General features: G+C 74.9%; 20 protein-coding genes and 1 pseudogene. 10 read left to right on the top strand and 11 right to left on the bottom strand.

Translation table 11 applies throughout. From position 1 onward, the window contains the following. Positions 1-8: 8 nt before the first annotated feature. From ACF1AK_RS23830 to ACF1AK_RS23815, 4 genes are all read right to left on the bottom strand, one after another. Positions 9-2,012, bottom strand: coding sequence for an ATP-binding protein (locus ACF1AK_RS23830; protein WP_391500843.1), 2,004 nt, complete (start codon positions 2,010-2,012; stop codon positions 9-11). Positions 2,013-2,087: 75 nt separating this feature from the next. Then, on the bottom strand, positions 2,088-3,095 hold the full coding sequence (locus tag ACF1AK_RS23825) for an MBL fold metallo-hydrolase (protein WP_391500842.1): 1,008 nt from the start codon (positions 3,093-3,095) through the stop codon (positions 2,088-2,090). A gap of 142 nt (positions 3,096-3,237) precedes the next feature. Further along, on the bottom strand, positions 3,238-3,984 hold the full coding sequence (locus ACF1AK_RS23820; RefSeq protein ID WP_391500841.1) for a hypothetical protein: 747 nt from the start codon (positions 3,982-3,984) through the stop codon (positions 3,238-3,240). A 170-nt stretch (positions 3,985-4,154) separates the two neighbouring features. Further along, the gene (locus tag ACF1AK_RS23815; RefSeq protein WP_391500840.1) at positions 4,155-5,078 is read right to left on the bottom strand and encodes a GNAT family N-acetyltransferase; all 924 of its coding nucleotides are present in this window, start codon (positions 5,076-5,078) and stop codon (positions 4,155-4,157) included. A gap of 267 nt (positions 5,079-5,345) precedes the next feature. On the opposite strand from ACF1AK_RS23815, the pseudogene ACF1AK_RS23810 reads away from it, so the two are divergent. The 3 genes and pseudogenes from ACF1AK_RS23810 to ACF1AK_RS23800 all read left to right on the top strand — a co-directional run bounded on the left by ACF1AK_RS23810 (position 5,346) and on the right by ACF1AK_RS23800 (position 8,779). After that, a pseudogene (locus tag ACF1AK_RS23810) lies at positions 5,346-6,715 on the top strand (DUF692 domain-containing protein). A gap of 124 nt (positions 6,716-6,839) precedes the next feature. After that, positions 6,840-7,916: a TIGR04222 domain-containing membrane protein gene (locus tag ACF1AK_RS23805; protein WP_391500839.1), complete on the top strand. Its 1,077-nt coding sequence runs from the start codon at positions 6,840-6,842 to the stop codon at positions 7,914-7,916. An 86-nt stretch (positions 7,917-8,002) separates the two neighbouring features. Beyond that, positions 8,003-8,779 carry a TIGR04222 domain-containing membrane protein gene (locus tag ACF1AK_RS23800; RefSeq protein WP_391500838.1) on the top strand — a complete coding sequence of 259 codons (777 nt, stop codon included), beginning with the start codon at positions 8,003-8,005 and terminating at the stop codon, positions 8,777-8,779. A 57-nt stretch (positions 8,780-8,836) separates the two neighbouring features. Here ACF1AK_RS23800 and hemQ read toward each other — a convergent pair whose 3' ends face one another. Genes hemQ through ACF1AK_RS23785 form a run of 3 tightly spaced genes read right to left on the bottom strand, consistent with a single transcriptional unit; the run spans position 8,837 to position 11,187 of the window. Then, positions 8,837-9,562, bottom strand: coding sequence for a hydrogen peroxide-dependent heme synthase (gene hemQ, locus ACF1AK_RS23795; protein ID WP_391500837.1), 726 nt, complete (start codon positions 9,560-9,562; stop codon positions 8,837-8,839). Then, on the bottom strand, positions 9,559-10,995 hold the full coding sequence (gene hemG, locus ACF1AK_RS23790; protein ID WP_391500836.1) for a protoporphyrinogen oxidase: 1,437 nt from the start codon (positions 10,993-10,995) through the stop codon (positions 9,559-9,561). Before hemG ends, hemQ begins: the two co-directional genes overlap by 4 nt. A 21-nt stretch (positions 10,996-11,016) precedes the next feature. After that, positions 11,017-11,187 carry a hypothetical protein gene (locus tag ACF1AK_RS23785; protein WP_391500835.1) on the bottom strand — a complete coding sequence of 57 codons (171 nt, stop codon included), beginning with the start codon at positions 11,185-11,187 and terminating at the stop codon, positions 11,017-11,019. A 380-nt stretch (positions 11,188-11,567) separates the two neighbouring features. On the opposite strand from ACF1AK_RS23785, the gene ACF1AK_RS23780 reads away from it, so the two are divergent. Further along, positions 11,568-12,008, top strand: a complete 441-nt coding sequence (locus ACF1AK_RS23780) for a DUF523 domain-containing protein (protein WP_391500834.1) — start codon at positions 11,568-11,570, stop codon at positions 12,006-12,008. Positions 12,009-12,144: 136 nt separating this feature from the next. After that, on the top strand, positions 12,145-13,164 hold the full coding sequence (locus ACF1AK_RS23775; protein WP_391500833.1) for a DUF4349 domain-containing protein: 1,020 nt from the start codon (positions 12,145-12,147) through the stop codon (positions 13,162-13,164). A gap of 68 nt (positions 13,165-13,232) precedes the next feature. On the opposite strand, the gene hemE is transcribed toward ACF1AK_RS23775, so the two are convergent. Continuing rightward, on the bottom strand, positions 13,233-14,246 hold the full coding sequence (hemE, locus tag ACF1AK_RS23770; protein WP_391500962.1) for a uroporphyrinogen decarboxylase: 1,014 nt from the start codon (positions 14,244-14,246) through the stop codon (positions 13,233-13,235). A 259-nt stretch (positions 14,247-14,505) separates the two neighbouring features. Here hemE and ACF1AK_RS23765 point away from each other — a divergent pair, with 259 nt between their 5' ends. From ACF1AK_RS23765 to ACF1AK_RS23745, 5 genes are all read left to right on the top strand, one after another. Continuing rightward, positions 14,506-15,168 carry a DUF3000 domain-containing protein gene (locus tag ACF1AK_RS23765; protein ID WP_391500832.1) on the top strand — a complete coding sequence of 221 codons (663 nt, stop codon included), beginning with the start codon at positions 14,506-14,508 and terminating at the stop codon, positions 15,166-15,168. 317 nt (positions 15,169-15,485) lie between these two features. After that, a complete protein-coding gene (locus ACF1AK_RS23760) occupies positions 15,486-16,202 on the top strand; it encodes a LuxR C-terminal-related transcriptional regulator (protein WP_391500831.1) in 717 nt (238 codons plus the stop codon). A gap of 163 nt (positions 16,203-16,365) precedes the next feature. Continuing rightward, the gene (locus ACF1AK_RS23755) at positions 16,366-17,610 is read left to right on the top strand and encodes an HRDC domain-containing protein (RefSeq protein ID WP_391500830.1); all 1,245 of its coding nucleotides are present in this window, start codon (positions 16,366-16,368) and stop codon (positions 17,608-17,610) included. A gap of 265 nt (positions 17,611-17,875) precedes the next feature. Further along, the gene (locus tag ACF1AK_RS23750; RefSeq protein WP_391500829.1) at positions 17,876-19,093 is read left to right on the top strand and encodes a thiolase family protein; all 1,218 of its coding nucleotides are present in this window, start codon (positions 17,876-17,878) and stop codon (positions 19,091-19,093) included. Positions 19,094-19,095: 2 nt separating this feature from the next. Next, positions 19,096-21,225, top strand: coding sequence for a 3-hydroxyacyl-CoA dehydrogenase NAD-binding domain-containing protein (locus ACF1AK_RS23745; RefSeq protein ID WP_391500828.1), 2,130 nt, complete (start codon positions 19,096-19,098; stop codon positions 21,223-21,225). Between the two features lie 92 nt (positions 21,226-21,317). Here the strand turns inward: ACF1AK_RS23745 and ACF1AK_RS23740 are convergent, their stop codons facing one another. The 3 genes from ACF1AK_RS23740 to ACF1AK_RS23730 all read right to left on the bottom strand — a co-directional run bounded on the left by ACF1AK_RS23740 (position 21,318) and on the right by ACF1AK_RS23730 (position 26,285). After that, a complete protein-coding gene (locus ACF1AK_RS23740; protein ID WP_391500827.1) occupies positions 21,318-22,859 on the bottom strand; it encodes an ArnT family glycosyltransferase in 1,542 nt (513 codons plus the stop codon). Between the two features lie 120 nt (positions 22,860-22,979). Continuing rightward, the gene (gene dxs, locus ACF1AK_RS23735; protein ID WP_391500826.1) at positions 22,980-24,884 is read right to left on the bottom strand and encodes a 1-deoxy-D-xylulose-5-phosphate synthase; all 1,905 of its coding nucleotides are present in this window, start codon (positions 24,882-24,884) and stop codon (positions 22,980-22,982) included. 216 nt (positions 24,885-25,100) lie between these two features. Next, a complete protein-coding gene (locus tag ACF1AK_RS23730; protein WP_391500825.1) occupies positions 25,101-26,285 on the bottom strand; it encodes an ROK family protein in 1,185 nt (394 codons plus the stop codon). Positions 26,286-26,422: the final 137 nt, after the last annotated feature.

Genomic DNA, 26,422 nt, shown 5'->3' with positions numbered 1-26,422 from the left:
GCGGCTCCTCAGGGGGTCTGGGTGGTGCGGCGGCCGGACGCGTCCGCGGGGCCGGCGCCGGTGCGGGCGGCGTCGGGGCGGGGCGGGGCCGCGCGGTCGGCGCCGGTGGGGCCGGTCGCCGCGGGGGACGGGGGGCGGGGGCTGGGGGTGGTGCCGGCCTCGTTGCCGGTGTCGTTGCCGGCTTCCCGGCCGGCCGGGGTGCCGACCTCGGTGCCGCTGTCGGCGCCGGTGCGGGCGTCGGTGCGGGCGCCGGTGCGGGCGCCGGTGGCCTCCGCGACGGCGACCCGGCCGGAGTCGGTGCCGTGCTGGAGCGCCTGCCAGCGGGCGGCGGCCTGCTCGGGCGTCCGCACTGGCCGGGCGGCGGCCGGGCCCGGGGCTCCGTCGGGGGTGGCCCGGGGCGACGCGTTCGGCGCCAGCGGCCGGCGACGGCGGCGGCTGGGCAGCCCGGTGCCGTCGTCCGGCGCGGCGGGACCGTCGGGGACGGCGCGCACCGGCGGCACGGCGTGCACCGGGGGCGGTCCGGACGGGCCCGGGGCGTCCGGACCGCCCGCCGTCTCCGGCGCGTCCGTCGCGTCCGTCGGGTCCACCGCGTCCGGCACCGGAGGCACGACCCGGATGGCCGGGGCGCCGTCGCGGCGGCCACCCGCCGGGCCCGGTCCGGAGGCGGACGGCGCGGCGGGCACGGTGGCGGCACGCAGCGGCAGCGGGGTGAGCACCGAGAGCGGCTGCTCCTCGTCCACCACGGTCAGCAGCCCGGCCGGGATGCGGACCAGCGCGCGCATGCCCCCGTACGGGGAGGGCTCGACGTGGCAGGAGAAGCCGTACTGCCGGGCCAGCTTGCCGACCACCGCGAACCCGGTCCTGGGCGGGTTGCCCAGCTCGGTGAGCAGGACCTCGGGCGGGCCGGCCAGCAGCCGCCGGGCCCGGCGCAGCTGGTCCTCCTCCATGCCGATGCCGCTGTCGTCGACGATCACCAGCGCGCCCCGGCCGCCCTGCTGGACGGTGACCGGGACGTCCGTCTCCGGGTGCGAGTACGCGGTGGCGTTGGCGAGCAGTTCGGCGACGGCGATCGCCACCGGCTCGGCGGCCCGGGCGACCACGGCGAGGCGGTCCTCGCGCAGGTGGTTGGCCACCTTGATGCGGGCGTAGCCGGGCACCCGGGAGAGCGCGCCGACCACCACCTCCGCGAGCGGCGAGTCGGTGCGGGCCAGACCCGGCCAGGCCTCGCAGAGCACGGCGACGGTCTGGATGCGGCGCAGCGCGACCTCGTTGCGGAAGTCGACCTCCAGCAGCCGGGGGTCGTCGTTGTCGTGCTGGAGCTGCTGGACCAGGCTCTGGATCTGGTAGAGCAGGGTCTGGATCTTGGAGGTGGCGCCGCGCATCGCGGAGCGGGCGGCGGCGTCGACCCGCTCCCGCTCGTCGGTGACGGCGGCGGAGGCGGCGTCCAGGACGGCCTGCAGGGCCTGCACGGCGTCCGGGCCCACGGCCGTGGCGTCCAGCGGGCCGGCGATCGGGGCGTTGGGGTGGCTCAGGCGCAGGGCGGCGGCGGCCACCCGTTCGGTGGCGAGGTGGCCGATCTCGGCCAGCAGGGCGGCGGTGCGCCGCTCGGCCGCCGCGGCGCGCCGTCCCTCCCCGGCCGCCCGCTCCGCCGCCTCGGCGGCCGCCCGCCCGGAGTCGGCAGCCGCCCGCCCGGACTCGGCGGCCCGGCGCTCGCCCTCGGCCGCCCGCTCCTCCGCGCGGTGGGCGCGGTCCTCGGCGGCGAGCGCGCGGTCGGCCGAGCCGCGCGCCTGTTCGGCCGCGGCGTGCGCCTCGTCCCGGGCCTCGCGCGCCTGCTGCTCGGCCCGGCCGGCCCGGCCCTCGGCGACCCGGGCGCGTTCCTCGGCCAGGCCGGTGGCGGCCTCGGCGGCGGTGGCCCGGGCGAGCGCGCCGGAGCGGGCCCGGGCCAGCCACCCGGCCGCGGCGAGCGCGGCCAGCGCGATCAGCGCCAGGGCCGGGACCAGCAGCTGCGTCATCGACGTCCTCGGAGTTTCCTTGTACGAAGAGCGGATCGGGGGGCGGTGCGGGGCAGGCGACGGTCCGGGGTGGGCTCAGGCGGCGGGCGGGCGGGGCCCGCGCCGGTCGGCGCCCTCGTCCAGCTCCCGGGCGACCAGGGCCACCTGGCTCATCGCCTCCAGGACGTTCGGTACCTCGGAGCCGTCCAGGTGGCGGTACTCGGCGGCGACGGTGAGCACCAGCCGCTCGGGCAGACCGAGTTCGGGGTAGCGCTGCTCGGCGATGATCCGGCGGGCCGCGTCCAGGGCGGGCAGGCCGGCCCGGTGCAGGGCGTGCGCGCGCTCGCGGACGTACCCGAGGTAGGCGATGTGCTCCCGGACGCCCGCCCGGTCGAGCACCGGGCCGTGGCCGGGGACGATGATCTCGGCGCCGGTGGCCAGGACGCTCTCGCAGGCGGCGATGACGTTCTCCAGCGGGCCGGCCCAGTGCGAGGGGTGGTCGCCGGGCTGGGCGGCGGTCGAGCCGAAGATCACGTCGCCGGTGAACACCGTGCGCTGGTGCGGGAGGTGGACGATGAGGTCGCCGCCGGTGTGGGCCGAGGGCAGGCCGGTGATCTGCACCGGGTAGGCGCCCACCCGCAGCTCCAACTCGCCGTGGAAGACGGTGTCCGGGTGGACCGGTTCGGTCCGCGACCAGTCGAACTGCCCGAAGTGGCGGCGGAGGTAGCCGCCGAGCGGGGAGTCCGGGTCGCTGCCGACGACCAGGCCGTGGGTCTGCTGGGGCGTCGGCTCCCAGTGGATGTGCTCCAGCGCCTCGCGGGTGGCGATCACCTCGGCGTCCGGCAGCACGCCGGCGCCCCAGAGGTGGTCGCCGTTGGCGTGGGTGACGACGATCCGGTCGACGGTGACGCCGTCGGCCAGCCGGGCGCGGCTCTCGGCGAGGAACTCGGCGGCCAGCGAGGGGTCGTAGGGCGTGTCGATCCACAGGGCCGTCCGCGGGCCGGCGAGCAGCCCGCAGTTGGCCAGGCCCCAGCCCCGTTTCGGCGGGAGCCAGACGTACAGGTCCTCGGCAATCGCGCTCACGTTCGCGCGGTGGATCGTCATGGGCGCGATTATGCCGATGATGTGACAGTCATGGAGCAAAAGCGTTGCACTTCCGGCCACTTCCTGCCCGGAAGTCTCCCGGACCGTCCCGTTTGCTCCCCTCCCCGGGGGCCGGATCCCGCCCCCCTCGCGCGCCGGATGCCTAGGGTGACGGCAGGATGCGGCAGACCTCGACGGTCACGTCCACGGTGTCCAGGCCGATCACCCGGCCCTCGACCGCGACGAACCCCTTCTCCCCCGAGCGGAACAGCGCGGCCAGCGGGGACTGCCGTCCGGCGGCCGCCAGCGCCTCCACCGCCATCGCCGAGCCGAACGCGAACACCCCGCAGAGCACCACGCAGGGCGCCTGCCGGGAGGTGCGGGTGACGAACACGAAGCCGTGGTCGCGGACGAGTTCGTCGGCCGCGTTGTACTGCGCCTCGAAGGCCATGCCGCCCCAGCGGGCCCGGGCCGCCTGCGGGTGCTCCAGCCGGAAGTCCGGGAAGCCCGCCGCCAGGACGCCCGCCGAGTAGGCGTTGACGCCGGGCCCGCCGACCGAGAAGGTCGGCATCCGGGGGTCCTGCGCTCCGGCGGTGACCAGCTCTATGGCCGCCTTGCGGTTGATCTTCCGCAGCAGGTCGGTGAGCTGGGCGATGGCCCGCGCCTCGGCCATCGGCATGAAGAGCACGTTCCGCGGCCCCCGGCTGGTGAGCCGGCAGCCGTCCTTGGCGTACGCGAACTCGGCCGCCTCGATGCTCGGGGTGACGATCTGCACCCGGCCGTACGGCCCGAGCAGCACCCGCAGGAAGCCGTAGCGCAGGAAGAGGCGGGTGCGGGCGAGCGAGCGGGCGGCGAGAAAGCCGATCACGGCCGGGACGAACCCGATCAGGATCTGGAGCAGGATCTCCACGGCGTCCCCCGTGCGAAGACTCGGGCACGAACAGTCTGCGCGAAGGTGATGCCCCGTGGGACGACGGGAACTCCCGTCCCCGCATCCCTTCCGGCGCGCACGCCCGTGAACGCTCCCGGTTCACCCGCCCGGCGGAGTGACTCCCCCGCTCCGTCACCGCGGCCGCGGGCTCAGCCGTCCAGGCGCTTGATGAACTTCCGCTCGCTCGCGCAGCGCTCGTACCCCAGCCAGGCGTTGATCGCGAGCATCGGCGCGTTCCCGGCGTCGTTGGAGGTGTAGGCGCGGCGCAGCCCGGCGGCGCGGGCGCGGCGCAGCGACTCCGACTTGGCGAGCTTGGCCAGCCCCCGCCCGCGGTACTCCCGGCGGCAGGCGGTGAACGCCGACCAGTAGCGGTCCGCGCCGTCCGTGGTGGCGGAGCTGAACGCGGCCGGCGTGCCGTCCACCACGGCGACCACGGTCAGCTCGCGGTCGAGGTCCGGACGGTTCCACTCCCCCGCCAGCCACTCGTCGTACTCGGCGGCGTCCATCACGACCTCGCCCGGCTCGTCCCGGGCCGCGTCCGCGTCGATCTCGAAGAGCGGGTACGGGTCGGCCGCGAAGTCGCTCGCCGGGCGCAGCTCGACGCCGGCCGGCAGCGGCGGGGCCGGCGGCAGCGGCACGGTGAGGTCCCGCCCCGCGAAGTGGGCGGTCCGCCCGGCGGTGAAGCCGCGGGCCGCGGCGAAGGCGAGCGAGCCGGGTTCGTCGTCCACCCAGCTGTGCAGTTCGGTGACGCCGTGCCCGGCCAGGTGCCGTTCGGCGGCGGCCAGCAGGGCGGTGAACGCCCCGCGCCGCCGGTACCCGGGCAGCACGCTGCCGTTGGCGTGACCGGCGCCGACGGTGCTGGTGCCGACGACCACCCCGCAGCGCACCGCGCCGACCACCCGGCCGTCCAGTTCGGCGACGAGGACGCGGTCGTGGGCGCCCTTCGCCTGCCGGGCCGCGCGCCAGGCGAACATCTCCGGTGTCTGCACCAGGTGCTCACGCCCGGCGCGGTGGGCCGCCGCGACGGCGTCGGCGTCCTCGGGGCGGAAGTCACGGATCGTCAAAGATGTCATAGGAGCGTCACAGTAGCCCGACGGGCGGCCCGTCCGCCCCTGGATTTTCCCGTCGGACCGGGCCCCACCTGCGGTGATGCCGCAGCCGCCCGGGACTGATCGCTCATTGACGCGACGCCAAGCTCAAGTAATGCTCTGAGATGACCGGTCCAGGCTTGGCAGCCGCGGCACCCGGGGAGATGCTCACCAGCACAGCCCGGCGGCCCCGGCGACGAAGCCCGGCCGACCGACGGCCTTCCCACCCGGCCCTCCGAAGGGGGCGCACCGATGACTTCCCCCGCCCTGCACGACGCACCGCACGCATCCGCACCGCATACGTCGGCACCGACGACGGGCACCGCCCCCGGCACCGCCCCCGGCACCGGGGCCGCCCGCCGGCTCGGCGTCGGCCTCGGCTGGCGCAGCGAGATCGACACCGTGGTCGAACGGCAGCCCGGCCTGGACTGGGTCGAGGTGGTCGCCGAGAACGTCTGCGCCGGCCACCTCCCGGAATCCCTGCGGATCCTGCTCGACCGCGGCCTGACCGTGGTCCCGCACGGCGTCGCACTCGGCCTCGGCGGCGCCGACCGGCCCGACCCGGCCCGCCTCGCCCGGCTCGCCGGGACCGCCGGTGCGCTCGGCTCCCCGCTGGTCACCGAGCACCTGGCGTTCGTCCGGGCCGGCGGCCTGGAGGCCGGCCACCTGCTGCCGGTGCCGCGCTCGCGCGACGCCCTGCGGGTGATCGCCGAGAACGTCCGGATCGCCCAGGACCAGCTGCCGGTGCCGCTGGCCCTGGAGAACGTCGCCGCCCAGCTGGCCTGGCCGGACGACGAGCTGACCGAGGGGCAGTTCCTCGCCGAACTGGTCGAACGGACCGGTGTGCGGCTGCTGATCGACGTCGCCAACCTGCACACCAACCGGGTCAACCTCGGCCTCGACCCGGTCGCCGAACTGGACCGCCTGCCGCTGGAGGCGCTCGCCTACGTGCACGTCGCGGGCGGCACCATGGTCGACGGCGTCTGGCACGACACCCACGCCCACCCGGTCACCGAACCGGTGCTGGAGGTGCTGGCCGAGCTGTGCGCCCGGGTCGCCCCGCCCGGGGTGCTGCTGGAGCGCGACGCCGCGTTCCCGCCGCCCGCCGAGCTGGCCGCCGAACTCGATGCCATCCGGCGGGTGCTGGACGGCGGCCGGGCGCCCGACGGGGGTGCGCGATGACCGGCACCGCCGTCCCCGCCGCGGTCCGGGACACCGACGCCGCCCGCGCCCGGCTCGCCGCCCGGCAGACCGCGCTGCTCACCGCCCTGGTGGCCGGCGGCCCGGTGCCGCCCGGCTTCGACCCCGCCCAGGTGCGCGCGCAGGCCGCCGGCCTGGCCGCCAAGCGGCGCGACACCGCCGCCAAGGTCGCCCCGGACCTGCCCCGCCTGCTCGGCACCCGGTACGGCCCGCTGTTCCTCACCTACGCCCGCAGCCACCCGCAGACCGGCGGCTACCACGCCGACGCCCGGACCTTCGCCGCCTGGGCGCTCGCCGACGGCGAGGGCCTGGACGCCGCCGCCCGCCGGTCGCTGGCACGGTGGCTCGACCCGGCCCCGGAACGGCCGCCGGGCCCGCTCGCCCGGCTGAGGCGCGCCCTGCGGCCCGCCCGCGAGGCCTGAGGCGACGCCCCGCCCCCGCGGGCCGGTCCGCCACCCGCGCACCCGCACCCCAGAACCGCCCGAACCGCCCGACCCGCGGCGCCGCACGCGCCGGAACCACCTCTCACCACCGGGGGAACCGCCCATGTGGCACGACACCTACTACCTGATCCCCGGCGTCCTGCTGGCCGGCGCCGTCATCCGGGCCTCCCGGGCCCGCCAGGACGCGCAGCGCGTCCCCCACCCCAAGGGGCTGCCCGGCCGCGGCATCCCGCTGCTCGACGCCGCCTTCCTTTCCGGAGGCCCCGGCCGGGTCTTCGACACCGCCCTGGTCCGGATGCACCGGGCCGGCCACGTCGTGGTCAGCCGCGCCCGCCTGGTCACCCTCACCACCGACAAGCCGTACGACAAGGTCGAGCGCGAGATCGTCGACGCGATCGGCCCGACCCGCAGCCGCGACCTCGGCTCACTGCGCACCGCCGTGATGCGCTCGCCGGCCGTCCAGGCGATCGGCGACGAGCTGGCCGGCCGGGGCCTGCTGCGCAACCCCGTCAAGCTGCGCCGGGCGCGCAGCGCGCACCGGACGATATGGCTCGCCCTGCTGGTCTCGGCGGCCTTCACCGCCGCCGCCCACCTGCTCGCCTCCGACGAGCCGGGCCGCGAGCGGCCCGCGCTGTGGATCCCGCTGGTGCTGCTCGGCGTCGGCCTGGTCTCCCTGCTCTCCACCCGGCCCCCCAAGGGCCGGATCACCCCGGCCGGGCGCCGCCAGCTCGGGCTGGTGGACGACGGCAAGCCGTGGACGCCCCGCAACGGCGCCCGGAACGCCGACGCCGCCCTGCTCGGCGCGATCGCGCTCGGCGGCCTGGCCGCCGTCGGCGCCGCCGAGTTCGCCGACGAGGAGCTCCAGCAGGCGCTGCTCGCCTCGGCGGTCGCCGACCAGACCGGCCGGGCGAGCGCGTCCGCGTCCTCCGCCGGCTCCGGCCAGACGGGCGGTTCCTCCGGCGGTTCCTGCAGCTCCGGTCCGACGGTCTGGTGCGGCTCCTCGGACTCCTCGGACTCCTCCGGTTCCTCCGGTTCCTCCGGCTCCGGCTGCGGCGGGAGCACCGGCTGCGGCGGCAGTTCCTCGGGCTCCGGGTCCAGCTGCTCCTCGGGGTCCTCCGGCTGCGGGTCGTCCTCGTCCTCCAGCTGCGGGTCCGGCTGCGGCGGAGGCTGCGGCTCCTGACCGACGGGCGCACCGGACGTCACAGTTCGGTATCGCGCTCCGGGAACACGTTCCGCGTGCGGCGCGGCCGGGACTACAACAAGCCCATGTGGTTGCTCTTCCTGCTCCCGGCCTGCGTCGCCGCGGTGCTCTCCTGCATCCGGCTGGTCCGGATGACCGCCGCCGCCGACGCGTTCACCGGCCAGGAAGGCCTCCGGCCGGCCGAGGCGGTCGGCATCGGGCTGTACGAGACGGCCTACCTGGCCGGCGGGCCGGACCGGGTCGTCGAACTCGCCCTCGTCCTGATGGCCTCCCGGGGGCGGCTGCACCTCGCCCACACCGGCTGGACCACCGTCGTCGACCCGCGCGGGCGCAGCCGGCTGGAGCGCGCGGTGATCGCCACCGTCGGCCCGGAGGGCCAGTGCCGCACCGACGACCTGCGGGCGGCGATGGCCGCCCACCCCACCGTGCTGGAGATCGGCAGCCGGCTCTCGCTGGCCGGGCTGGCCACCCCGGCGGCCGTCCAGCGGCACACCGTGCTGGTGGTCCGCCAGGTCCGGCAGGCGCTGCTGCTCTCGCTGGTGCTGCTGGTCGTCGCGCTGGTCGTCGGCGGCCTGCTGGACGGTGACGCGCTGACCCCGCTGGCCTGGTTCTCGCTGCCGCTGGTGCTCACCTCGGGCACCCTGCTGATGGCCCGCATCGACGTCTACCCCTACACCCGCTGGGCCTCGCCGGTCGGCCAGGAGGTGCTGCGCGAGGTCCGCCCGCCGCGCCAGCACGGGCTGACCGACGACGAGGAGCGCGAACTGCTCACCGCCGTCGCCATGAACGGCCCCGCCGCCCTCCCGGACGCCCGGCTGCGCGCGGCCCTGCGCCGGCACTGAAGCGGGCAGGGGCCCCGTCCGGCGTGGACGGGGCCCCTGCCCGGGTGCGTCGTGCGCTCAGACCAGGCCGTTGAGCAGCTCGGCGACGGGCTTGCGGCGGCCGGTGAAGAACGGCACCTCCTCGCGGACGTGCAGCCGGGCGCGGGACGGGCGCAGGTCGCGCATCAGGTCCACGATCCGGTGCAGCTCGTCCGCCTCGAAGGCGAGCAGCCACTCGTAGTCGCCCAGCGCGAACGAGGCGACCGTGTTGGCCCGCACGTCCGGGTAGCCGCGCGCCATCTGGCCGTGCTCGGCGAGCATCGCGCGCCGCTCGGCGTCCGGCAGCAGGTACCACTCGTAGGAGCGGACGAACGGGTAGACGCAGACGTAGTCGCGCGGGCGCTCGTCGGCGAGGAACGCCGGGATGTGCGACTTGTTGAACTCCGCCGGGCGGTGCAGCGCCATGTTCGACCAGACCGGCTCCAGCAGCCGGCCCAGGCCGGTGCGGCGGAAGCGGTTGTACGCCTCCTGGAGGTCGTCGGAGTCCTCGGCGTGCCACCAGACCATGAGGTCGGCGTCGGCCCGCAGACCGGACACGTCGTAGGTGCCGCGCACCGTGACGTCCTTGGCGGCGAGCTGGGCGAACAGCTCGTCGACCTCCGCGGCCAGACCGGTGCGGTCCTCGGGCAGGGCGCCCTTGAGCTTGAACACCGACCACATGGTGTAGCGGATGACCTGGTTCAGGTCCCGCGCCTTCTTCTTCGCGGGCTGCTCGGCGGCCTGCTGCTCAACGGTCTCAGTCATGCGCCCATTGTCCTCTCCGTGACGTTCGCCCCGGTCAGCGGGGTCAGCACTCTGTCGAGCCCGGCGACGGCCGCCCGGGCGCTCGCGATGCACGCCGGGATGCCCACGCCGTCGTACGCCGCCCCGCACAGTGCCAGCGCACCGGCCCGGTCCGCGGCCGCCCGGATCCGGGCGACCCGGTCCAGGTGGCCGACCGGGTACTGCGGCAGCCCGGCCCGCCAGCGGGTGACGGCGGTGTCGTAGGGGCGGGCGGTCAGTCCGATCGCCTCGCCGAGGTCGGCCAGCGAACGGGCGACCAGTTCCTCGTCCTCCAGCTCCAGCGGCTCGTCCTCGTGCAGCCGCCCCAGCGAGGTGCGCAGCACGAAGGTGTCCGGGGCCGAGCGCTCCAGCCAGCCCCACTTGTTGGAGGAGAACGTCGAGGCCTTGATCCGGCGGCCGTCCACCGGCGGGACGAGGAAGCCGCTGCCGGCCGGGGGCTCGGGCAGGTCGGTGCGGCGGAAGGCCAGGGTGACCAGCGCCATCCCGGCGTACTGGACGCCGTCCAGCTCGGCGGCCGCGGCCGGCACGTCGGCGCGCAGCAGCCGGGCGGCGACGGGCGCGGGCACGGCGAGCACCACGGCGGCCGCGTGCAGGGTCCCGCCGTCGCCGGTGGTCACCCGCCAGCCGTCGGCGGTGCGGCGCAGCCCGCTCACCTCGGTGCGGGTGCGCAGCTCGACGCCCGCCTCCGCGCAGGCCGCGGCGACCGCCGTGGGCAGGGTGCCGAGGCCGCCTTGCAGGCCCTGGAAGACCGGGGTGCCGACGGTCTTCGGCCGGTTGGCCAGCTCGTGCACGCCCTCGATCAGCGAACCGCCGCCCCGGGCCACCTCCAGCAACGCGGGCACCGCGGCGCGCAGCGAGATCTCGTCGGCGTGCCCGGCGTAGACGCCGCCGAGCAGCGGCTCCACCAGCCGGTCCACCACCTCGCGGCCGAGCCGCTCGGCGACGTAGCGGCCGATCGCGACGTCGTCCCCGACCGCGTCCCCGGCCACCTCGTGCCGGGCCCGCTCCAGCCCCTCGGGGCTCAGCACGCCGGAGTCGGCGAGCGCGGCGAGGTCCCCGGGGACGCCCATGACCTGCCCGCGGGGCAGCGGACGCAGCCCGCCGCGGGTCCAGATCGCGGCCTTGGCGGTGGTGGGCGGCTCCAGCCGCTCCGCGAGCCCGACGGCCCGCGCCAGCTCGACCGCCTCCGGACGCCGGGCCAGCATCGACTCGGCCCCGAGGTCCACCCGGACCCCGCCGACCTCCCCGCCCCACAGCTTCCCGCCCAGCCGCTCCGACGCCTCCAGCAGCGTCACCCGGGCCCGGGCCGGCTCCCCCGCGCCCCCGCCGAGCACGGCGGCAGCGGTCAGTCCCGCGATACCGCCACCGATCACCACGACATGTGATTGCGCCATGCCTCGCAGTCTCGCAGGTCTTTACACCTTTGCCTCAATCCGCTGCACCCTTCGCCCGGGGCCGGGGACGAGCGCGGCGAGGTCGATGCCGGGAGTGAGCGGCACCGGCCGCTCCGGTCTCTTGCGGAAGATCCCGGCCGGGGCGCCGGCCGGCACGTCGGCGTCACGCTCGTGGACGTGGACGTGGACCACCGGCAGGCCGCCCTCCTCCTCGACCGGCCGGTCGTGCGGGAGGTCCGGCCTCGGCGCACTCCCGCAGCTCGGCGGATCGGTCCCGCTCCTCGGACTCGGGCGGGACGGCCTCGCCGGCGAGCAGCGCGTCGGCAGCCGCGCAGCAGGTCCGAGCGGGGTCGTACGCGGCGGTGGTGACCGCACGACCGGGTCCGGGGCGGTTGCGCCACCGCGGTCGGCGACGACCCCGCCTTGCCGTGCCGGGGGCGCGGCGGGGGCGGTGGGAGAACCAGTGCCCCGTCGACCGGTCCGGTCCGGTGCGGCGCGGCGCCTGCGGCACGCGGCCGAGGTCACCGGTGGCGGCTCCGGGGCGGGTGCAAGGGCTCGTTAGGCTCACCCGCATGGAGAAGGTGCTGGTGAGTGCGTGTCTGGCCGGGGTGCCGTGTCGGTACGACGGGCGGGCGAGGACGGCGCGGGTGGTGGAGGACCTGGTGGCCGGGGGGCGGGCGGTCGTGGTGTGTCCGGAGGGGGCGGGCGGGCTGCCGACGCCGCGGCCGGCGGCGGAGATCGTCGGCGGGGACGGCGCGGACGTGCTGGACGGCCGGGCGCGGGTGGTGGACGCGGCCGGAACGGACTGCACGGAGGAGTTCACGGCCGGGGCCCGGGCGGCGCTCGCCGCGGCCGAGGCCTCGGGGGCGCGGCGGGCGCTGCTGACGGCCCGCAGTCCATCCTGCGGCTGCGGGCAGGTGTACGACGGGACCTTCGGCGGCACGCTGCGGCCCGGCGACGGCGTGACGGCGGCGCTGCTGCGGCGCGCGGGAATCGCGGTCGACGCCGTCTGACGCCTTGTCCGGTCCGCGGCCGATCCGTGATCAAGCCGCGACGTCCCGGGCGGATCCGATCCGGGCCGCTGCCCGTCGAATGGTCCGGGCCCTCCGAACGGGGGCGCCGGGCAGTCGACAAGGGGAGGGCCGGACGGTGGGACGAGCACGGCGAAGAGCAGGGGCACTGGCGGCGGTGGCCGTGACGGCGGCGCTGGCCGCGGGGTGCAGCGCGGACGGGGACCGCGGCAGTGCCAAGGACATGTCGGCGGCCGCCCCGGCCCGGGCCGCCGGCGGGGAGGCGGCCAAGGGGGACGCCGTGCCGGGTGCGCCCCAGGCGGCCGCCTCGGCAGCGCCCACGGTGGACGCCCGGCAGATCGCGTACTCCGCGCAGCTGACGGTGCGGACGGCGGAGGTGGACGCGGCGCTGGCGCGGGCCCGTGCGCTGGCCGCCGCCGCGGGCGGCTACGTGGCGAGCGAGACGGTGAGCGGCGGACCCGGCGGCGGCCCCGGCGCGGCCGGGTCGTCCGGCACCGGGCAGGGCGGGCAGATCACGGTGAAGGTGCCGTCGGCGGCGTTCCAGCAGACGCTGGACCAGCTGGCCGGGCTCGGCGAAGTGATCTCCCGGCGCAGTCAGGCGGACGACCTCACCCAGCAGGTCGCGGACGTCAACAGCCGGATGCAGAGCCAGCAGGCGAGCGTGGACCGGGTGCGGGCGCTGATGGCGCAGGCGAAGACGCTGGCCGAGATCGTCAGCCTGGAGAGCGAGCTGAGCCGCCGGGAGGCGGACCTGGAGTCGCTGCAGAAGCAGGTGAAGGAGCTGTCGGCGCGGACCTCGCTGTCCACCGTCACCCTGGACGTGCGGAAGAAGGAGAACGACACCCCGCCCGACGCCCCGGCCCCGCGGGAGGATGACGACGGCTTCTGGGCGTCGGTCGGCTCGGCGCTGGGCGGCGGCTGGCACGTGCTGTTCCTGATCACGCGCGGGCTCGTCGTGGCGGTGGCCGCGGTGCTGCCGTTCCTGCTGGTGCTGGTGGCGGTGGCGGCGGCCGTGTGGGCGGCGCGCCGGCGGTGGTCGCGGGCGGCACGGGCCGCCGGGAAGCCGGCCGTCCAGGCGGGCGAGCAGGACGAGGAGGACGAGGAGGACGAGCGGGACGAGGAGCAGCCGATGCCCTGACCGCCGGGAACGACGACGGCGGCGGGCCCCTCCGGTTCCCCGGACGGGCCCGCCGCCGTCGCGGCGGATCAGCGGGCGCTGGTCTCGTGCACGAAGGCGACCAGGCGGGAGAGCGCGTCCGGGTCCATGCTGGGCAGCACGCCGTGGCCGAGGTTGAAGACGTGACCGCTGGTGCCGAGCGCCTGGGCGGCGTGCAGCACCTCGCGGGCCTTGGTCTCGACGGCGTGGGTCGGCGCGAACAGCACCGCCGGGTCGAGGTTGCCCTGCAGGGCCTTGCCGGGGCCGACCCGCTCGGCGGCGACGTTCAGCGGCACCCGCCAGTCGACGCCGACCACGTCCGCGCCGGCCTGGCCCATCAGGCCGAGCAGCTCACCGGTGCCGACACCGAAGTGGATCCGCGGCACGCCGTAGCCGGCCACCGCGTCGAACACCTTGGTGCTGGCCGGCATGACCGAGCGGCGGTAGTCGTCCGGGGCCAGCGAGCCGACCCAGGAGTCGAACAGCTGGACCGCGGAGGCGCCGGCCTCGATCTGCACCTTCAGGAAGGCGGAGGTGATGTCGGCGAGCCGGTCGACCAGGGCGGCCCACAGCTCGGGCTCGCCGTACATCATGGCCTTGGTGTTCTCGTGGTTCTTGGACGGGCCGCCCTCGACCAGGTAGCTCGCCAGCGTGTAGGGGGCACCGGCGAAGCCGATCAGCGGGGTGCTGCCGAGTTCCTCGACGAGCAGGCCGACGGCCTCGGTGATGTAGGGGACGTCGTCCGGCTCCAGCGGGCGCAGCCGCTCCAGGTCCTTGGCGGTGCGGACCGGGTCGGCGATGACCGGGCCGATGCCGGGCTTGATGTCGACGTCGATGCCGATCGCCTTGAGCGGCACCACGATGTCGCTGAAGAAGATCGCCGCGTCCACCTTGTGCCGGCGCACCGGCTGGAGGGTGATCTCCTTGACCAGCTCGGGCCGCATGCAGGACTCCAGCATGGGGATGCCCTCGCGGACCTTCAGGTACTCGGGCAGCGAGCGGCCGGCCTGCCGCATGAACCACACCGGGGTGTGCGGTACCGGCTCGTGCCGGCAGGCGCGCAGGAACGCCGAGTCGTACGCGGCGCCGCGGCGCGCGTCGGGCTGCTGACCGGGGGTGGCACCGGTCGGGGGGACTGCCGGGGTGGCTGCCGTGGTGTCTGCCGTCGTCTCGCTCACGCTCCAAATCTTCGCACGCGGCCCGGACCCGTCCGTCCCGGTGGCCTCGTCGGTTCCTCCAAGATCTGGCCGGATTGCCGCCCCGGCGCGCCGCGCGGGAAGAAGTTGCGGCGATTACCCGCGTTTTCGACCTAGTCTTCGGGTCATGGCAGCGGTCGGAGGGCACCCCGCACAGGGTGGCGGAGCAGGTGGCGGAACGGGTCGGGAGGCGGCGCCGAGCGAGTTCCGGGCTGCCGTGGAGGCACTCTCCGAGGCCCGGCTGCGCCCCGAGGTCGCCCTCTCCCCCGCCCCGGCGCCCCGCCGGCTGGCGCCGCACGCGTTCGCCCTGACCGCCGCCGTCGAGGTGGACGGCGAGGAGCTGGCCGACGGCCGGCTGGTGCTGCTGCACGACCCGGACGGGCAGGAGGCCTGGAACGGGGACTTCCGGGTGGTCACCATGACCCGGGCCGAGCTGGAGCCGGAGATGGCCGGCGACCCGATGCTGTCCGAGGTGGGCTGGGCCTGGCTGCTGGACGCGCTGCAGGCGCACGGCGCCGGGTACGCGGAGCCCTCCGGCACGGTGACGCTGTGCGCCTCCCAGTACTTCGGCGGACTGGCGGACCGGGCGTCGAGCACCGAGATCGAGATCCGGGCGTCCTGGACGCCGGCCGACGGCCGCTTCGAGCGGCACCTCGCGGCCTGGGGGGACCTGCTGTGCATCAGCGCGGGCCTGCCGCCGGCCGCGCCGTCCCCGCACTCCCCGGCGGACGTCACGTCACTCGGTGGAGTGGTCCCGATGCCCGCGCGGCGACGCCCCCGTTCGCACTGAGGAGTGGCGCCCGCCGGATCGTCACCGGTGCGCGCCGCGCCACCCCCAAGGCTGACAGAGTGTGACTTCGGTGCGGCTCTCCGTCAATAAAGCGCTCGGAACTGACCGCTTTGCGTCGAGTCTGATCGATTTTGTGCGATTTCCAGGCATGTCTCATCAGTCATCTGCGCGATTTGTCCGTATTGTGACTCACTAGATCGTGATCTTTCGCTAAAGCCGGGCACAGATGCTGCCGAAGCAGACTGTGACCCTTTCCGAACGCGGAACACTCCGACCGCCCCCTCGGGGTTCCGTCCGCCACTCCCGCAGGAGGCCTGGTGTCGGTCCTTCTTGAGCACCCCGCAAACGTGGTCGCCTACCGCCCGACCAAGCCCACCGCCATGGTGGTCATCGCCGATCCCCGCGTCCGAAACACCGTCACCCGTCACCTCTGGGCGCTCGGCGTCCGGGACGTGATCGAGGTGTCCTCGATCGCCGAGGCCCGTCCCCGGGTCTCCACCCCGCGCGACATCTGCGTCGCCGACGTCCATCTCCCCGACGGCTCCGGACTGACCATCCTCGCCGAGACCCGCGCGGCCGGCTGGCCCAACGGGCTGGCGCTCTCCGCCGCCGACGACATCGGCGCCGTGCGCAGCGCGCTGGCCGGCGGGGTGAAGGGCTACGTGGTCACCGGTACCCGCACCAATGTCGCCATGCCGGGCCGCCCCGGACTGCCGCTCGGCGCCGCCGGGCTGGCCGGACGGATGCGCCGGCCCGGAATGCCGGGCATGCCGGGCGCGCACGGGGCGCCGGGCGCCCCGGGGACGCACGGTGCGCCGGGTGCCCAGCAGGCCGCCTACCGCGAGCTGTCCGGGCGCGAGGTGGAGGTGCTGCGGCTGGTGGCCGAGGGCCAGTCCAACAAGGCGATCGGCGTGGCGATGGGCCTGTCGGCGCTCACCGTGAAGAGCCACCTCGCCCGGATCGCCCGCAAGCTCGGCACCGGCGACCGCGCCGGGATGGTCGCCGTCGCGCTGCGCACCGGCATCATCCACTGATCCCTGTCGGCGCGGCGGCCCAGGAGGAACGTTTCCTCCGGGGCCGCCGCGCCGTGCTGCCGTCAGGGCCCGCTCCACCCCGGGGCCGGCCGGCGGTCCTCCTCCATCGGTCTGACCAGTCCGACAACACTCCCGGTCGCGGGGACCGTCGTACCCTTGGGGGGTGACCGACGCCGTAGCAGCCATCCCAGAAGAAGCAGCCCCGGTCCCGCTCCTCGAACCGAAGGAGGGGATCCCTCCGGTCGTGGCGGACGAGCAGGCGCTGGCCGCCACCATCGCCGCCTTCGCCGCGGGAACCGGACCGGTCGCCGTCGACGCCGAGCGGGCCTCCGGCTACCGCTACGGCCAGCGGGCGTACCTCATCCAGCTGCGCCGCGCGGGCGCCGGGACCGCGCTGATCGACCCGATCGCCTGCCCCGACCTCGGCGGGCTGGGCGCGGCCCTCGCGGACACCGAGTGGGTGGTGCACGCCGCCACCCAGGACCTGCCCTGTCTGGCCGAGGTGGGCATGAGACCCCAGCGCCTGTTCGACACCGAGCTGGCCGGCCGGATCGCCGGCTTCGCCAGGGTCGGCCTCGGGCCGATGACCGAGAGCGTGCTCGGGCTGAGCCTGGCCAAGGAGCACTCCGCGGTCGACTGGTCCACCCGCCCGCTGCCCGAGCCGTGGCTGCGCTACGCCGCTCTGGACGTCGAGGTGCTGGTCGAGCTGCGCAACGCACTCGAACAGGAGCTGGACGCCCAGGGCAAGCTCGGCTGGGCCCTGGAGGAGTTCGCGGCGATCGCCGCCGCCCCCCGTCCGGCCCCGCGGACCGACCCCTGGCGCCGCACCTCGCAGCTGCACAAGGTCCGCCGGCGCCGCCAGCTGGCCGTGGTGCGCGAACTGTGGCTGACCCGCGACCGGACGGCGCAGGAGCGGGACGTCTCGCCGGGCCGGGTGTTGTCGGACGCCGCGATCGTCAACGCCGCGCTGGCCATGCCGCTGAACATCGCCGCGCTGCAGGCCGTCCAGGGTTTCGGGCCGCGGGTGCACCGGCGCCAGCTGGAGCAGTGGCTGGCCGCCGTCCAGCGCGGGCGGGAGGTGCCAGAGAACCAGCTGCCGCCGGCCGCCGCGCCGCACGACGGCCCGCCGCCGCCGCGCGCCTGGGCCGAGAAGGACCCGGTGGCGGCCGCCCGGCTGAGCGCGGCGCGCGCCGCGGTGAGCGAGCTGGCCGAGCAGCACCACCTGCCGGCCGAGAACCTGATCACCCCGGACCTGGTCCGCCGGGTCTCCTGGGAGCCGCCGGCCGACGCCTCCGCGGCCAACGTGGCCGCGGCGCTGCGCCGGCTGGGCGCCCGCCAGTGGCAGGTGGACCTGGTCGCCCCGGCGGTGGCCGCCGCCTTCGCCCAGGCGGAGGCCCCGCAGGACTGAGCGGCCGCAGGAGCAGCCGAGGGGATGCCGCCCGCAGGGGCGGCATCCCCTTTTCCGTCGGGTTCTCCGCCGGGTTCCCCGCCGTGCGCGCCGCGCGGACGCCCGACGTGTCGGGGGACACACCGCCGGAAGCACCGAACGGGCCTGGGCAGGTTGGTTACCGGCGGGTAGCATGGCCGACAGGCGGCGCCGCCCACGGTCCCTCGTGCGAGGGTGAGCGGCAGCCTGCCCACCTGAACCGTTGGTCCCTGGGAGGAGAGCCCCCGTGCCTCGTACCGCGAGGGACGTCGTCTTCGTCGATGGCGTCCGCACCCCGTTCGGCAAGGCCGGCCCGAAGGGCATCTACCACGAGACGCGCGCCGACGACCTGGTCGTCAAGTGCATCCGGGAGCTGGTGCGCCGCAACCCGAACCTGCCCGTCGAGCGCATCGACGAGGTCGCCATCGCGGCCACCACGCAGATCGGCGACCAGGGTCTGACCATCGGCCGCACCGCCGCGCTGCTGTCCGGCCTGCCGAAGTCCGTCCCCGGCTACGCGATCGACCGCATGTGCGCCGGCGCGCTGACCGCCGTGACCACCACCGCCGGCGGCATCGCCTTCGGCGCGTACGACGTGGTCGTGGCCGGCGGCGTCGAGCACATGGGCCGCCACCCGATGGGCGAGGGCGTCGACCCGAACCCGCGCTTCGTCTCCGAGAAGCTCGTCGACGAGTCCGCCCTGTTCATGGGCATGACCGCGGAGAACCTGCACGACCGGTTCCCGCACCTGACCAAGGAGCGCTGCGACGCCTACGCCGTGCGCTCGCAGGAGAAGGCCGCCAAGGCGTACGCCAACGGCGACATCCAGCCCGGCCTGGTGCCGGTCTCGGTCCGCAACACCAACCCCGAGGCCGGCGAGACCGGCTGGGGCCTGGCCACCGTGGACGAGCCGATGCGCCCGGGCACCACGATGGAGAACCTGGCGGGGCTCAAGACCCCGTTCCGCCCCCACGGCAACATCACCGCGGGCAACTCGGCCGGTCTCAACGACGGCGCCACCGCCTCGCTGCTGGCCGCCGAGGACGTGGCCGAGGAGCTCGGCCTGCCGGTCCGGATGCGCCTGGTCTCCTACGCCTTCGCGGGCGTCGAGCCCGAGGTGATGGGCATCGGCCCGGTGCCGGCCACCGAGAAGGCGCTGGCCAAGGCCGGCCTCAGCATCGACGACATCGGCGCGTTCGAGGTCAACGAGGCGTTCGCCGTCCAGGTGCTGGCGTTCCTGGACCACTACGGCATCGCGGACGACGACGAGCGGGTCAACCCGTACGGCGGCGCGATCGCCTTCGGCCACCCGCTGGCCTCCTCCGGCGTGCGCCTGATGAACCAGCTGGCCCGCCGCTTCGAGCAGCGCCCGGACGTCCGCTACGGCCTCACCACGATGTGCATCGGCTTCGGCATGGGCGGCACGGTCATCTGGGAGAACCCGCACTTCGAGGGTGGTAAGTGAGCATGAGCACCACGACTGAGCTGCTGACCCGCGGCGCCGAGCTCTTCCCCGGCGAGGTCGTCACCACCGCGCACGTGCGCCACCTGGACCTGCCGCTGCAGGCCGGCCGGCTGGCCCTGATCACCCTGGACAACGGCTTCGACCACACCAAGCCGACCACCTTCGGCCCGGGCTCGCTGCTCAAGCTGAACGAGGCGCTGGACCAGGTCGAGGCCGAGGCCGCGGCGGGCACCGTCGTCGGTGCCGCGATCACCGGCAAGCCGTTCATCTTCGCCGTCGGCGCCGACCTCAAGGGCGTCGAGCTGCTCAAGGAGCACGCGGACGCGCTGGCCATCGGCAAGGGCGGCCACGAGGTCTTCAAGCGGATCGCCGCGCTGCCCGTCCCGACCTTCGCGTTCTACAACGGCGCGGCGATGGGCGGCGGCGTCGAGGTCGGCCTGCACTGCGACTACCGCACGGTGTCGGCGGGCGTCCCGGCGTTCTCGCTGCCCGAGGTCTTCCTCGGCCTCGTCCCCGGCTGGGGCGGCTGCAGCATCCTGCCGAACCTGATCGGCCCGGCGAAGGCCGTCAAGGTGATCATCGAGAACTCGATGGCGCAGAACAAGCAGCTCAAGGGCAAGGACGTGTTCGAGCTGGGGATCGCCGACGCGATCTTCGAGCCGGCCGACTTCCTGGAGCAGTCGCTGCTCTGGGCGGCCCGCGTCCTCAAGGGCGAGGTGGTCGTCGAGCGCGAGGCGATCGACCGCGGCAAGGCCTGGGACGACGCCGTCGCCTGGGGCCGGCTGGTCGCCGACGCCAAGGTGCACGGGGCGGCCCCGGCCGCGTACCGGGCGCTGGACATCATCGCCCGGGTCAAGGACGAGGACCTGCAGGCCGGCTTCGACGCCGAGGACGCGGCCCTGGCCGACCTCATCATGGGCGGCGAGCTGCGCAGCGGCATCTACGCCTTCAACCTGGTGCAGCGCCGGGCCAAGCGCCCGGTCGGCGCGCCGGACAAGTCGCTGGCCCGCCCGGTCACCAAGGTCGGCGTCGTCGGCGCCGGTCTGATGGCCTCCCAGCTGGCGCTGCTGTTCGCCCGCCGCCTGGAGGTGCCGGTGGTCCTCACCGACATCGACCAGGAGCGCGTCGACAAGGGCGTGGGCTACGTCCACGCCGAGATCGACAAGCTGCTGGAGAAGGGCCGGATCGGCAAGGACAAGTCCAACCGCCTCAAGGGCCTGGTCTCCGGCTCGCTCGACAAGGCCGCGGCCTTCGGCGACGCCGACTTCGTGATCGAGGCCGTGTTCGAGGAGATGGGCGTCAAGCAGGCCGTCTTCGCGGACCTGGAGAACGTGGTCTCGCCGGCCTGCGTGCTGGCGACCAACACCTCCTCGCTGTCGGTCACCGAGATGGCCTCGAAGCTGAAGCACCCGGAGCGGGTCGTCGGCTTCCACTTCTTCAACCCGGTCGCGATCCTGCCGCTGCTGGAGATCGTCCGCGGCGAGCGGACCGACGACGTCTCGCTGGCCACCGCCTTCGGCGTCTCCAAGAAGCTGAAGAAGACCTCGGTGCTGGTCAAGGACGCCCCGGCGTTCGTGGTCAACCGGATCCTGACCCGCTTCATGGGCGAGATCCAGGACATCATCGACGGGGGCACCCCGATCGCCACCGTCGAGAAGGGCGTCGAGCCGCTCGGCCTGCCGATGTCCCCGATCGTGCTGCTGGAGCTGGTCGGCCCGGCCATCGCCCTGCACGTCTCGGAGACCCTGCACGGCGCGTTCCCGGAGCGGTTCACCGTCTCCGAGAACCTCGGCAAGGTGGTCAAGGCCGGCAAGCGCGGCTTCTACACCTGGGTGGACGGCAAGCAGGTCCTCGACCCCGAGGTGCTGGAGCTGCTCTCCTTCGGCGACACCGTGCTGACCGAGGAGCAGGTCCTCGGCCGCGCCCTGGAGGCCGTCGCGCAGGAGATCGGCCTGATGCTGGAGGAGGGTGTCGTCGCCGAGGCGCAGGACATCGACCTCTGCATGATCACCGGCGCCGGCTGGCCCTTCCACCTGGGCGGGATCACCCCGTACCTGGACCGTGAGGGCATCTCGGAGCGGGTGAACGGCAAGCGCTTCCTCGCCCCGGGCGTGGCCTCGGTGCCCGCCTAGCCGCGACGCCGAAGGGCCCCGGTGACCAGCGTGGTCACCGGGGCCCTTCGCGTTCCCCCGGGGGCGTTTCCGCCCGGCCACCGGAGTCCGGCTCAGTGCTTGAGGCGGTAGACGACGGTGTCGGCGAAGACGCCGACCATCTCGTAGTGGGTCTCCAGCAGGTTCTCGATCTTCGGGATCATGCCGGGCTGGTACGGCGCGAGGCCGGAGTCGTCGACCACGACCTCGGGCAGGCTCTTGGCGATCTCCTGGTCGAAGGTCTGCCAGGCGTTGGCCATCGAGAACTGCTCGCCGACGTTGGGGCTGCCGTCCTTGCCGCCGCTGTAGTTGGTCAGGAAGCCCGCGGTGAGGTACCGGGTGGCGGGCTTGCGGTCGGCGAGCCAGTAGAGCTCCGGATGCATGCCCCAGACCAGCACGGTGTCCTTGGGGGTGGTCTGCGCGGCGACCGCGGTGGCGACCTCGGTGGTGCGGTCGAGCCGCTCCCCCGGCCAGGCCAGTGCCAGGCCCCAGAACACGGTGGCGGCGGCCGCGGTGTACAGCAGCACGGGCTTCCAGCGGACGGCCGAGGTGGCGATCGCGCCGGTGCCCAGCAGCACCAGCGGGGGCATCAGCTGGAGGTAGTAGTGGCCGAAGAAGTGGAAGCCCGTGCTGACCGCGACCACCGAGGAGAGCAGCCACATCCACAGGTCGGTGGTGGAGCCGTGCTCCTCGCCGGCGACCGGCAGCGGACGGTGGCGGTGCTTCAGCCAGAGCCGGCGGCCGACCGGCAGCAGGAAGCCGAGGCCGGCCCCGACCAGGATCGCCGAGTTGCCGAGCGCCCGGCCGGCCATCTGCAGCCAGGCGCCGCCGACACTGGCGTAGTCGCCGCTGCCGGTGACCACCCAGAACAGGAAGCCCTTCGGTTTGGTGAGGATCACCGCGACCAGCGCTATCGGCAGGGTGAAGCCGAAGCCGATCTTGAGCAGGGCGGGGATCCAGCGCACACCGCGCCGCCGGGCGTCCTGGAAGAGCATCCACAGCACCGGCAGCAGCACCGCGCCGCCGGTCTGCTTGGTCAGTGAGCAGAGCGCCACCGCGATCCCGGCGGCCAGCCAGCGACGGCGCTCGGCGTAGCGGAAGGCGGCCACCATGGCGGGCAGCATGAAGACCTCGAAGGTCGCCGCCTGGGTGTCCTCCGGGGAGAGCCCGATGGAGACCAGCAGGTAGAGCAGGCCCGCGCCGACCCCGGCCCGGTCGCCCCAGCGGCCGCGGGCGAGCGAGGCCAGCAGGATCGCGGTGACCAGGTGGGCGGCCACCGCCAGGGTGCGCAGCGGCCAGAGCGAGGCGGAGCCGAAGACGGCGAAGCAGGCCTGGTACAGCCAGGGCAGCAACGGCGGCTTGCGGTCCACCACGGTGTCGTAGAGCACGCCGCCGTCGGCGAGCATCCGGGCCTGGGTGGCCAGGAAGCCCTCGTCCGGGCTCCAGACCGGGCGGAGGAAGGACGGCAGGTGGGTCAGCAGGGCGACCAGGGCCAGCAGCGGCACCAGCCGCGTCCAGTAACCGGTCTTCACGCGTTCCCAGCCGTCGGCCGGGGGTACCCCCAGGGGCAGGCGCTCGGCGAGCGCGGTCAGGCGTTCTCGGATGGGGGTCGGCACGGATGACAACCTACCGGGCGGGATCGGCGCGGGCAGCGCCGGTCCCGCCTTTGGTGCGATTATCAGCCCTGAGTGGTGCGGAGCCGTCGCAAACGGCCCGCTCGCGGTGGCGGGGGCCGGTCAGGCCTGGACGGCCACGTCGAGCCGGGAGACCAGCGCGGTCACCTGGCGGGCGATGTCCGGGGCGGTCAGGCCGATCTCGGCGAGGATCTCCGGGCGCGAGGCGTGGTCCAGGAACTCCTGCGGGATGCCGAAGTCGCGCAGCGGCAGGTCCACGTCCGCGTCGCGCAGCGCCTGGGCGATCGCCGAGCCGACGCCGCCGACCCGCCCGTTGTCCTCGACCGTGACGACCACCCGGTGCTCGGCGGCCAGGCCCGGCAGCGCCGGGTCGACCGGCTTGACCCAGCGCGGGTCCACCACGGTCGAGCTGATGCCCTGGGCGGCCAGCAGGTCGGCCACCTCCAGGCACATCGGGGCGAGCGCGCCGACCGAGACGATCAGCACATCGGCCCGGCGGCCCTCCTCGGCGTCCGGGTCGACGCGCAGCAGGTCCATGCCGCCGGCCTGGCCGACCGCCGGGACGGCCGGGCCGACGGTGCCCTTGGAGTAGCGGACCACGGTCGGCGCGTCCTTGACCTCGACGGCCTCGCGCAGCTGGGCGCGCAGCTGGTCGGCGTCGCGCGGGGCGGCGAGCCGCAGGCCGGGGACGACCTGGAGGATCGACATGTCCCACATGCCGTTGTGCGAGGCGCCGTCGTCGCCGGTGACACCGGCCCGGTCCAGCGTGAAGGTGACGCCCAGCCTGTGCAGGGCGACGTCCATCAGGACCTGGTCGAAGGCCCGGTTGAGGAAGGTCGCGTAGACCGCGAAGACCGGGTGCAGGCCGTTGGTGGCCAGGCCGGCGGCACTGGTGACGGCGTGCTGCTCGGCGATGCCGACGTCGAAGATACGCTCCGGGAAGGCCTCGGCGAACGGCGCCAGGCCCACCGGGTGGAGCATCGCCGCGGTGATGCCGACGATGTCCTCGCGCTCGTGGCCGAGCGCGACCATCTCCTCGGCGAAGACCGAGGTCCAGCTCCGGCCGCCGGCGTTCTTGACCGGCAGACCGGTCTCCGGGTGGATCCTGCCGACCGCGTGGAAGCGGTCCTCGTCGTTGTTCTCGGCGGCGTGGTAGCCGCGGCCCTTCTCGGTGAGGCAGTGCACGATGACCGGGCCGCCGAAGCCGCGCGCCTTGGTGAGCGCGGACTCCAGGGCGGTGAGGTCGTGGCCGTCGATCGGGCCGATGTACTTGAGGCCGAGGTCCTCGAACATGCCCTGCGGGGCGATGAAGTCCTTCAGGCCCTTCTTCGCGCCGTGCAGGGTCTCGAAGAGCTGCTGGCCGACCACGGGGGTGCGCTGGAGGGCGTCCTTGCCCCAGGACAGGAAGCGCTCGTAGCCCTGGGTGGTGCGCAGGGTCGCGAGGTGGTTGGCCAGGCCGCCGATGGTGGGCGAGTAGGAGCGCTCGTTGTCGTTGACGACGATGACGACCGGGCGGTCCTTGGCGTCGGCGATGTTGTTGAGCGCCTCCCAGGCCATGCCGCCGGTGAGGGCGCCGTCGCCGATCACGGCCACCACCGGGTCGTTCTTCCCCAGCAGCTGGTTGGCCTTGGCCAGGCCGTCGGCGTAGGAGAGCACGGTGGAGGCGTGCGAGTTCTCGATCACGTCGTGTTCGGACTCGGCACGGGACGGGTAGCCGGACAGGCCGCCCTTGCTGCGCAGCCCGGAGAAGTCCTGGCGGCCGGTGAGCAGCTTGTGGACGTAGCTCTGGTGGCCGGTGTCGAACAGGACGCGGTCGCGCGGGGAGTCGAAGACCCGGTGCAGCGCGATGGTCAGTTCGACGACGCCGAGGTTCGGGCCGAGGTGGCCGCCCGTCTTGGAGACCTCGGTCACCAGGAAGGTCCGGATCTCCTCGGCCAGGGCGGCCAGCTGTCCGGGCGTGAGCCGGTCGAGATCGCGCGGTCCCCGAATGCGGGTCAGCAGGGCCACCCGTTCCTCCTCGTTCAGTGTTCGCGGACCGCGGGGGCCCGACGGGCGTCGCTGCCCGGTGTCGACCGGTCGAGTCTAATGTCCGCCTACCGGACACCGGGCGGGGTGTCCGGTGCCGACGGCCGGTACGCGCCAACCACCTCGACGGTCACTCCTTCGAGTGGAGGGGGGAGACCGGCGTGTCGGTGCGCCCGGCCGCGGGGCGGGCGGCGGCGTTCAGGGACGGGCGACGGCGAGCGCGCTGGAGTCGCCCGCCTCGCTCATCACCAGCGCCAGTGCCCCCAGGACCTCGGCACGGCCGCCCAGGGTACCGGGGACCACCGACAGCTGGCGGGCGGCGCTGGGGATCGCGTAGCGCGCCACCGAGTCGCGGATCGGCGCGAGCACCAGCTCCCCGGCCTCGGCGAGGTCCCCGCCGAGGATCACCCGGCGCGGGTTGAGCAGGTTGCACAGGGTGGCCACGCCGGTGCCGATCTGCCGGCCGGCGTCGGCGATCACCCGGCGGCAGCCGAGGTCGCCCTCGTGCGCCAGCTCCACCACCCGGGGCAGGGTGAGCCCGGAGCCGAGGGTGGGGGTGAGCAGGTTCAGCAGGTAGCGGGAGCCGACGAAGGTCTCCAGGCAGCCGCGGTTGCCGCAGCGGCAGACCGGGCCGGCCTCGTCCAGGGTGATGTGGCCGATCTCGCCCGCGGTGCCGCCCGGCCCCCGGTAGATCTGCCCGTTGACCACCAGGCCGGCGCCGACGCCGCTGGCCACCTTGATGTAGGCGAGGTCGTTCAGGCCCCGGCCGGCGCCCCAGACCAGCTCCCCGAGCGCGCCGAGGTTGGCGTCGTTGTCGACGTGCACCGGCAGGCCGAGCCGCTCGGCCAGCTCGCGGCCGGGGGCGATGCCGGTCCAGCCCGGCAGGATCGCGGTGGAGCCCAGCGCGCCGGTCTCCACGTCGATCGGGCCGGGGACGCCCAGGCCCACGCCGATCACCTTGTCGGAGCGGAAGCCGGCCTCCGCGAGCAGCCGCTCCACCAGGGCCTCGGCCCGCTCGAAGCCCTGCGCGGCGGAGACGTCGACGTCCATCGGGGCGCTCTCCTCGGCGAGCACCCGGTGGGCGAGGTTGCCGACGGCGACCCTCAGATGGGTGTGGCCGAAATCGATCCCCACCACGATGCCCGCGTCGCCGCTGAGCGAGACGCTGCGGGCGCGCCGGCCGCCGGCGGAGGTGTCGGCCACCTCGACGGTGCCGCTCTCCTTCAGTTCCCGGACGATGTTGGACACGGTGGCCGCCGAGAGGCCGGTACCGCGGGCGATCTCGGCCTGGGTCAGCGAGCCGGCCGTCCGCACCGCACGGAGCACCCGCTCCAGGTTGGCCCGGTGCAGCGAGGACTGCGAGCCCGGAGTGTCCGTCGACATGAATCCACCCTCCCGAAGGGCGCCGGGGACCCCTCCGCCGGACGTCCCCTTTCAAGACCTGAAGCCTAGGGCCTGTCACAACGTGGAGGCACGGGAGAGGGAGGGCGAAGGGACGGTGCACGGGGCCGGGTGCCGGG

Source organism: Kitasatospora sp. NPDC015120 (genome assembly GCF_043080305.1).
Lineage (GTDB): Bacteria > Actinomycetota > Actinomycetes > Streptomycetales > Streptomycetaceae > Kitasatospora.
This window is presented reverse-complemented; position numbering and strand designations above follow the sequence as displayed.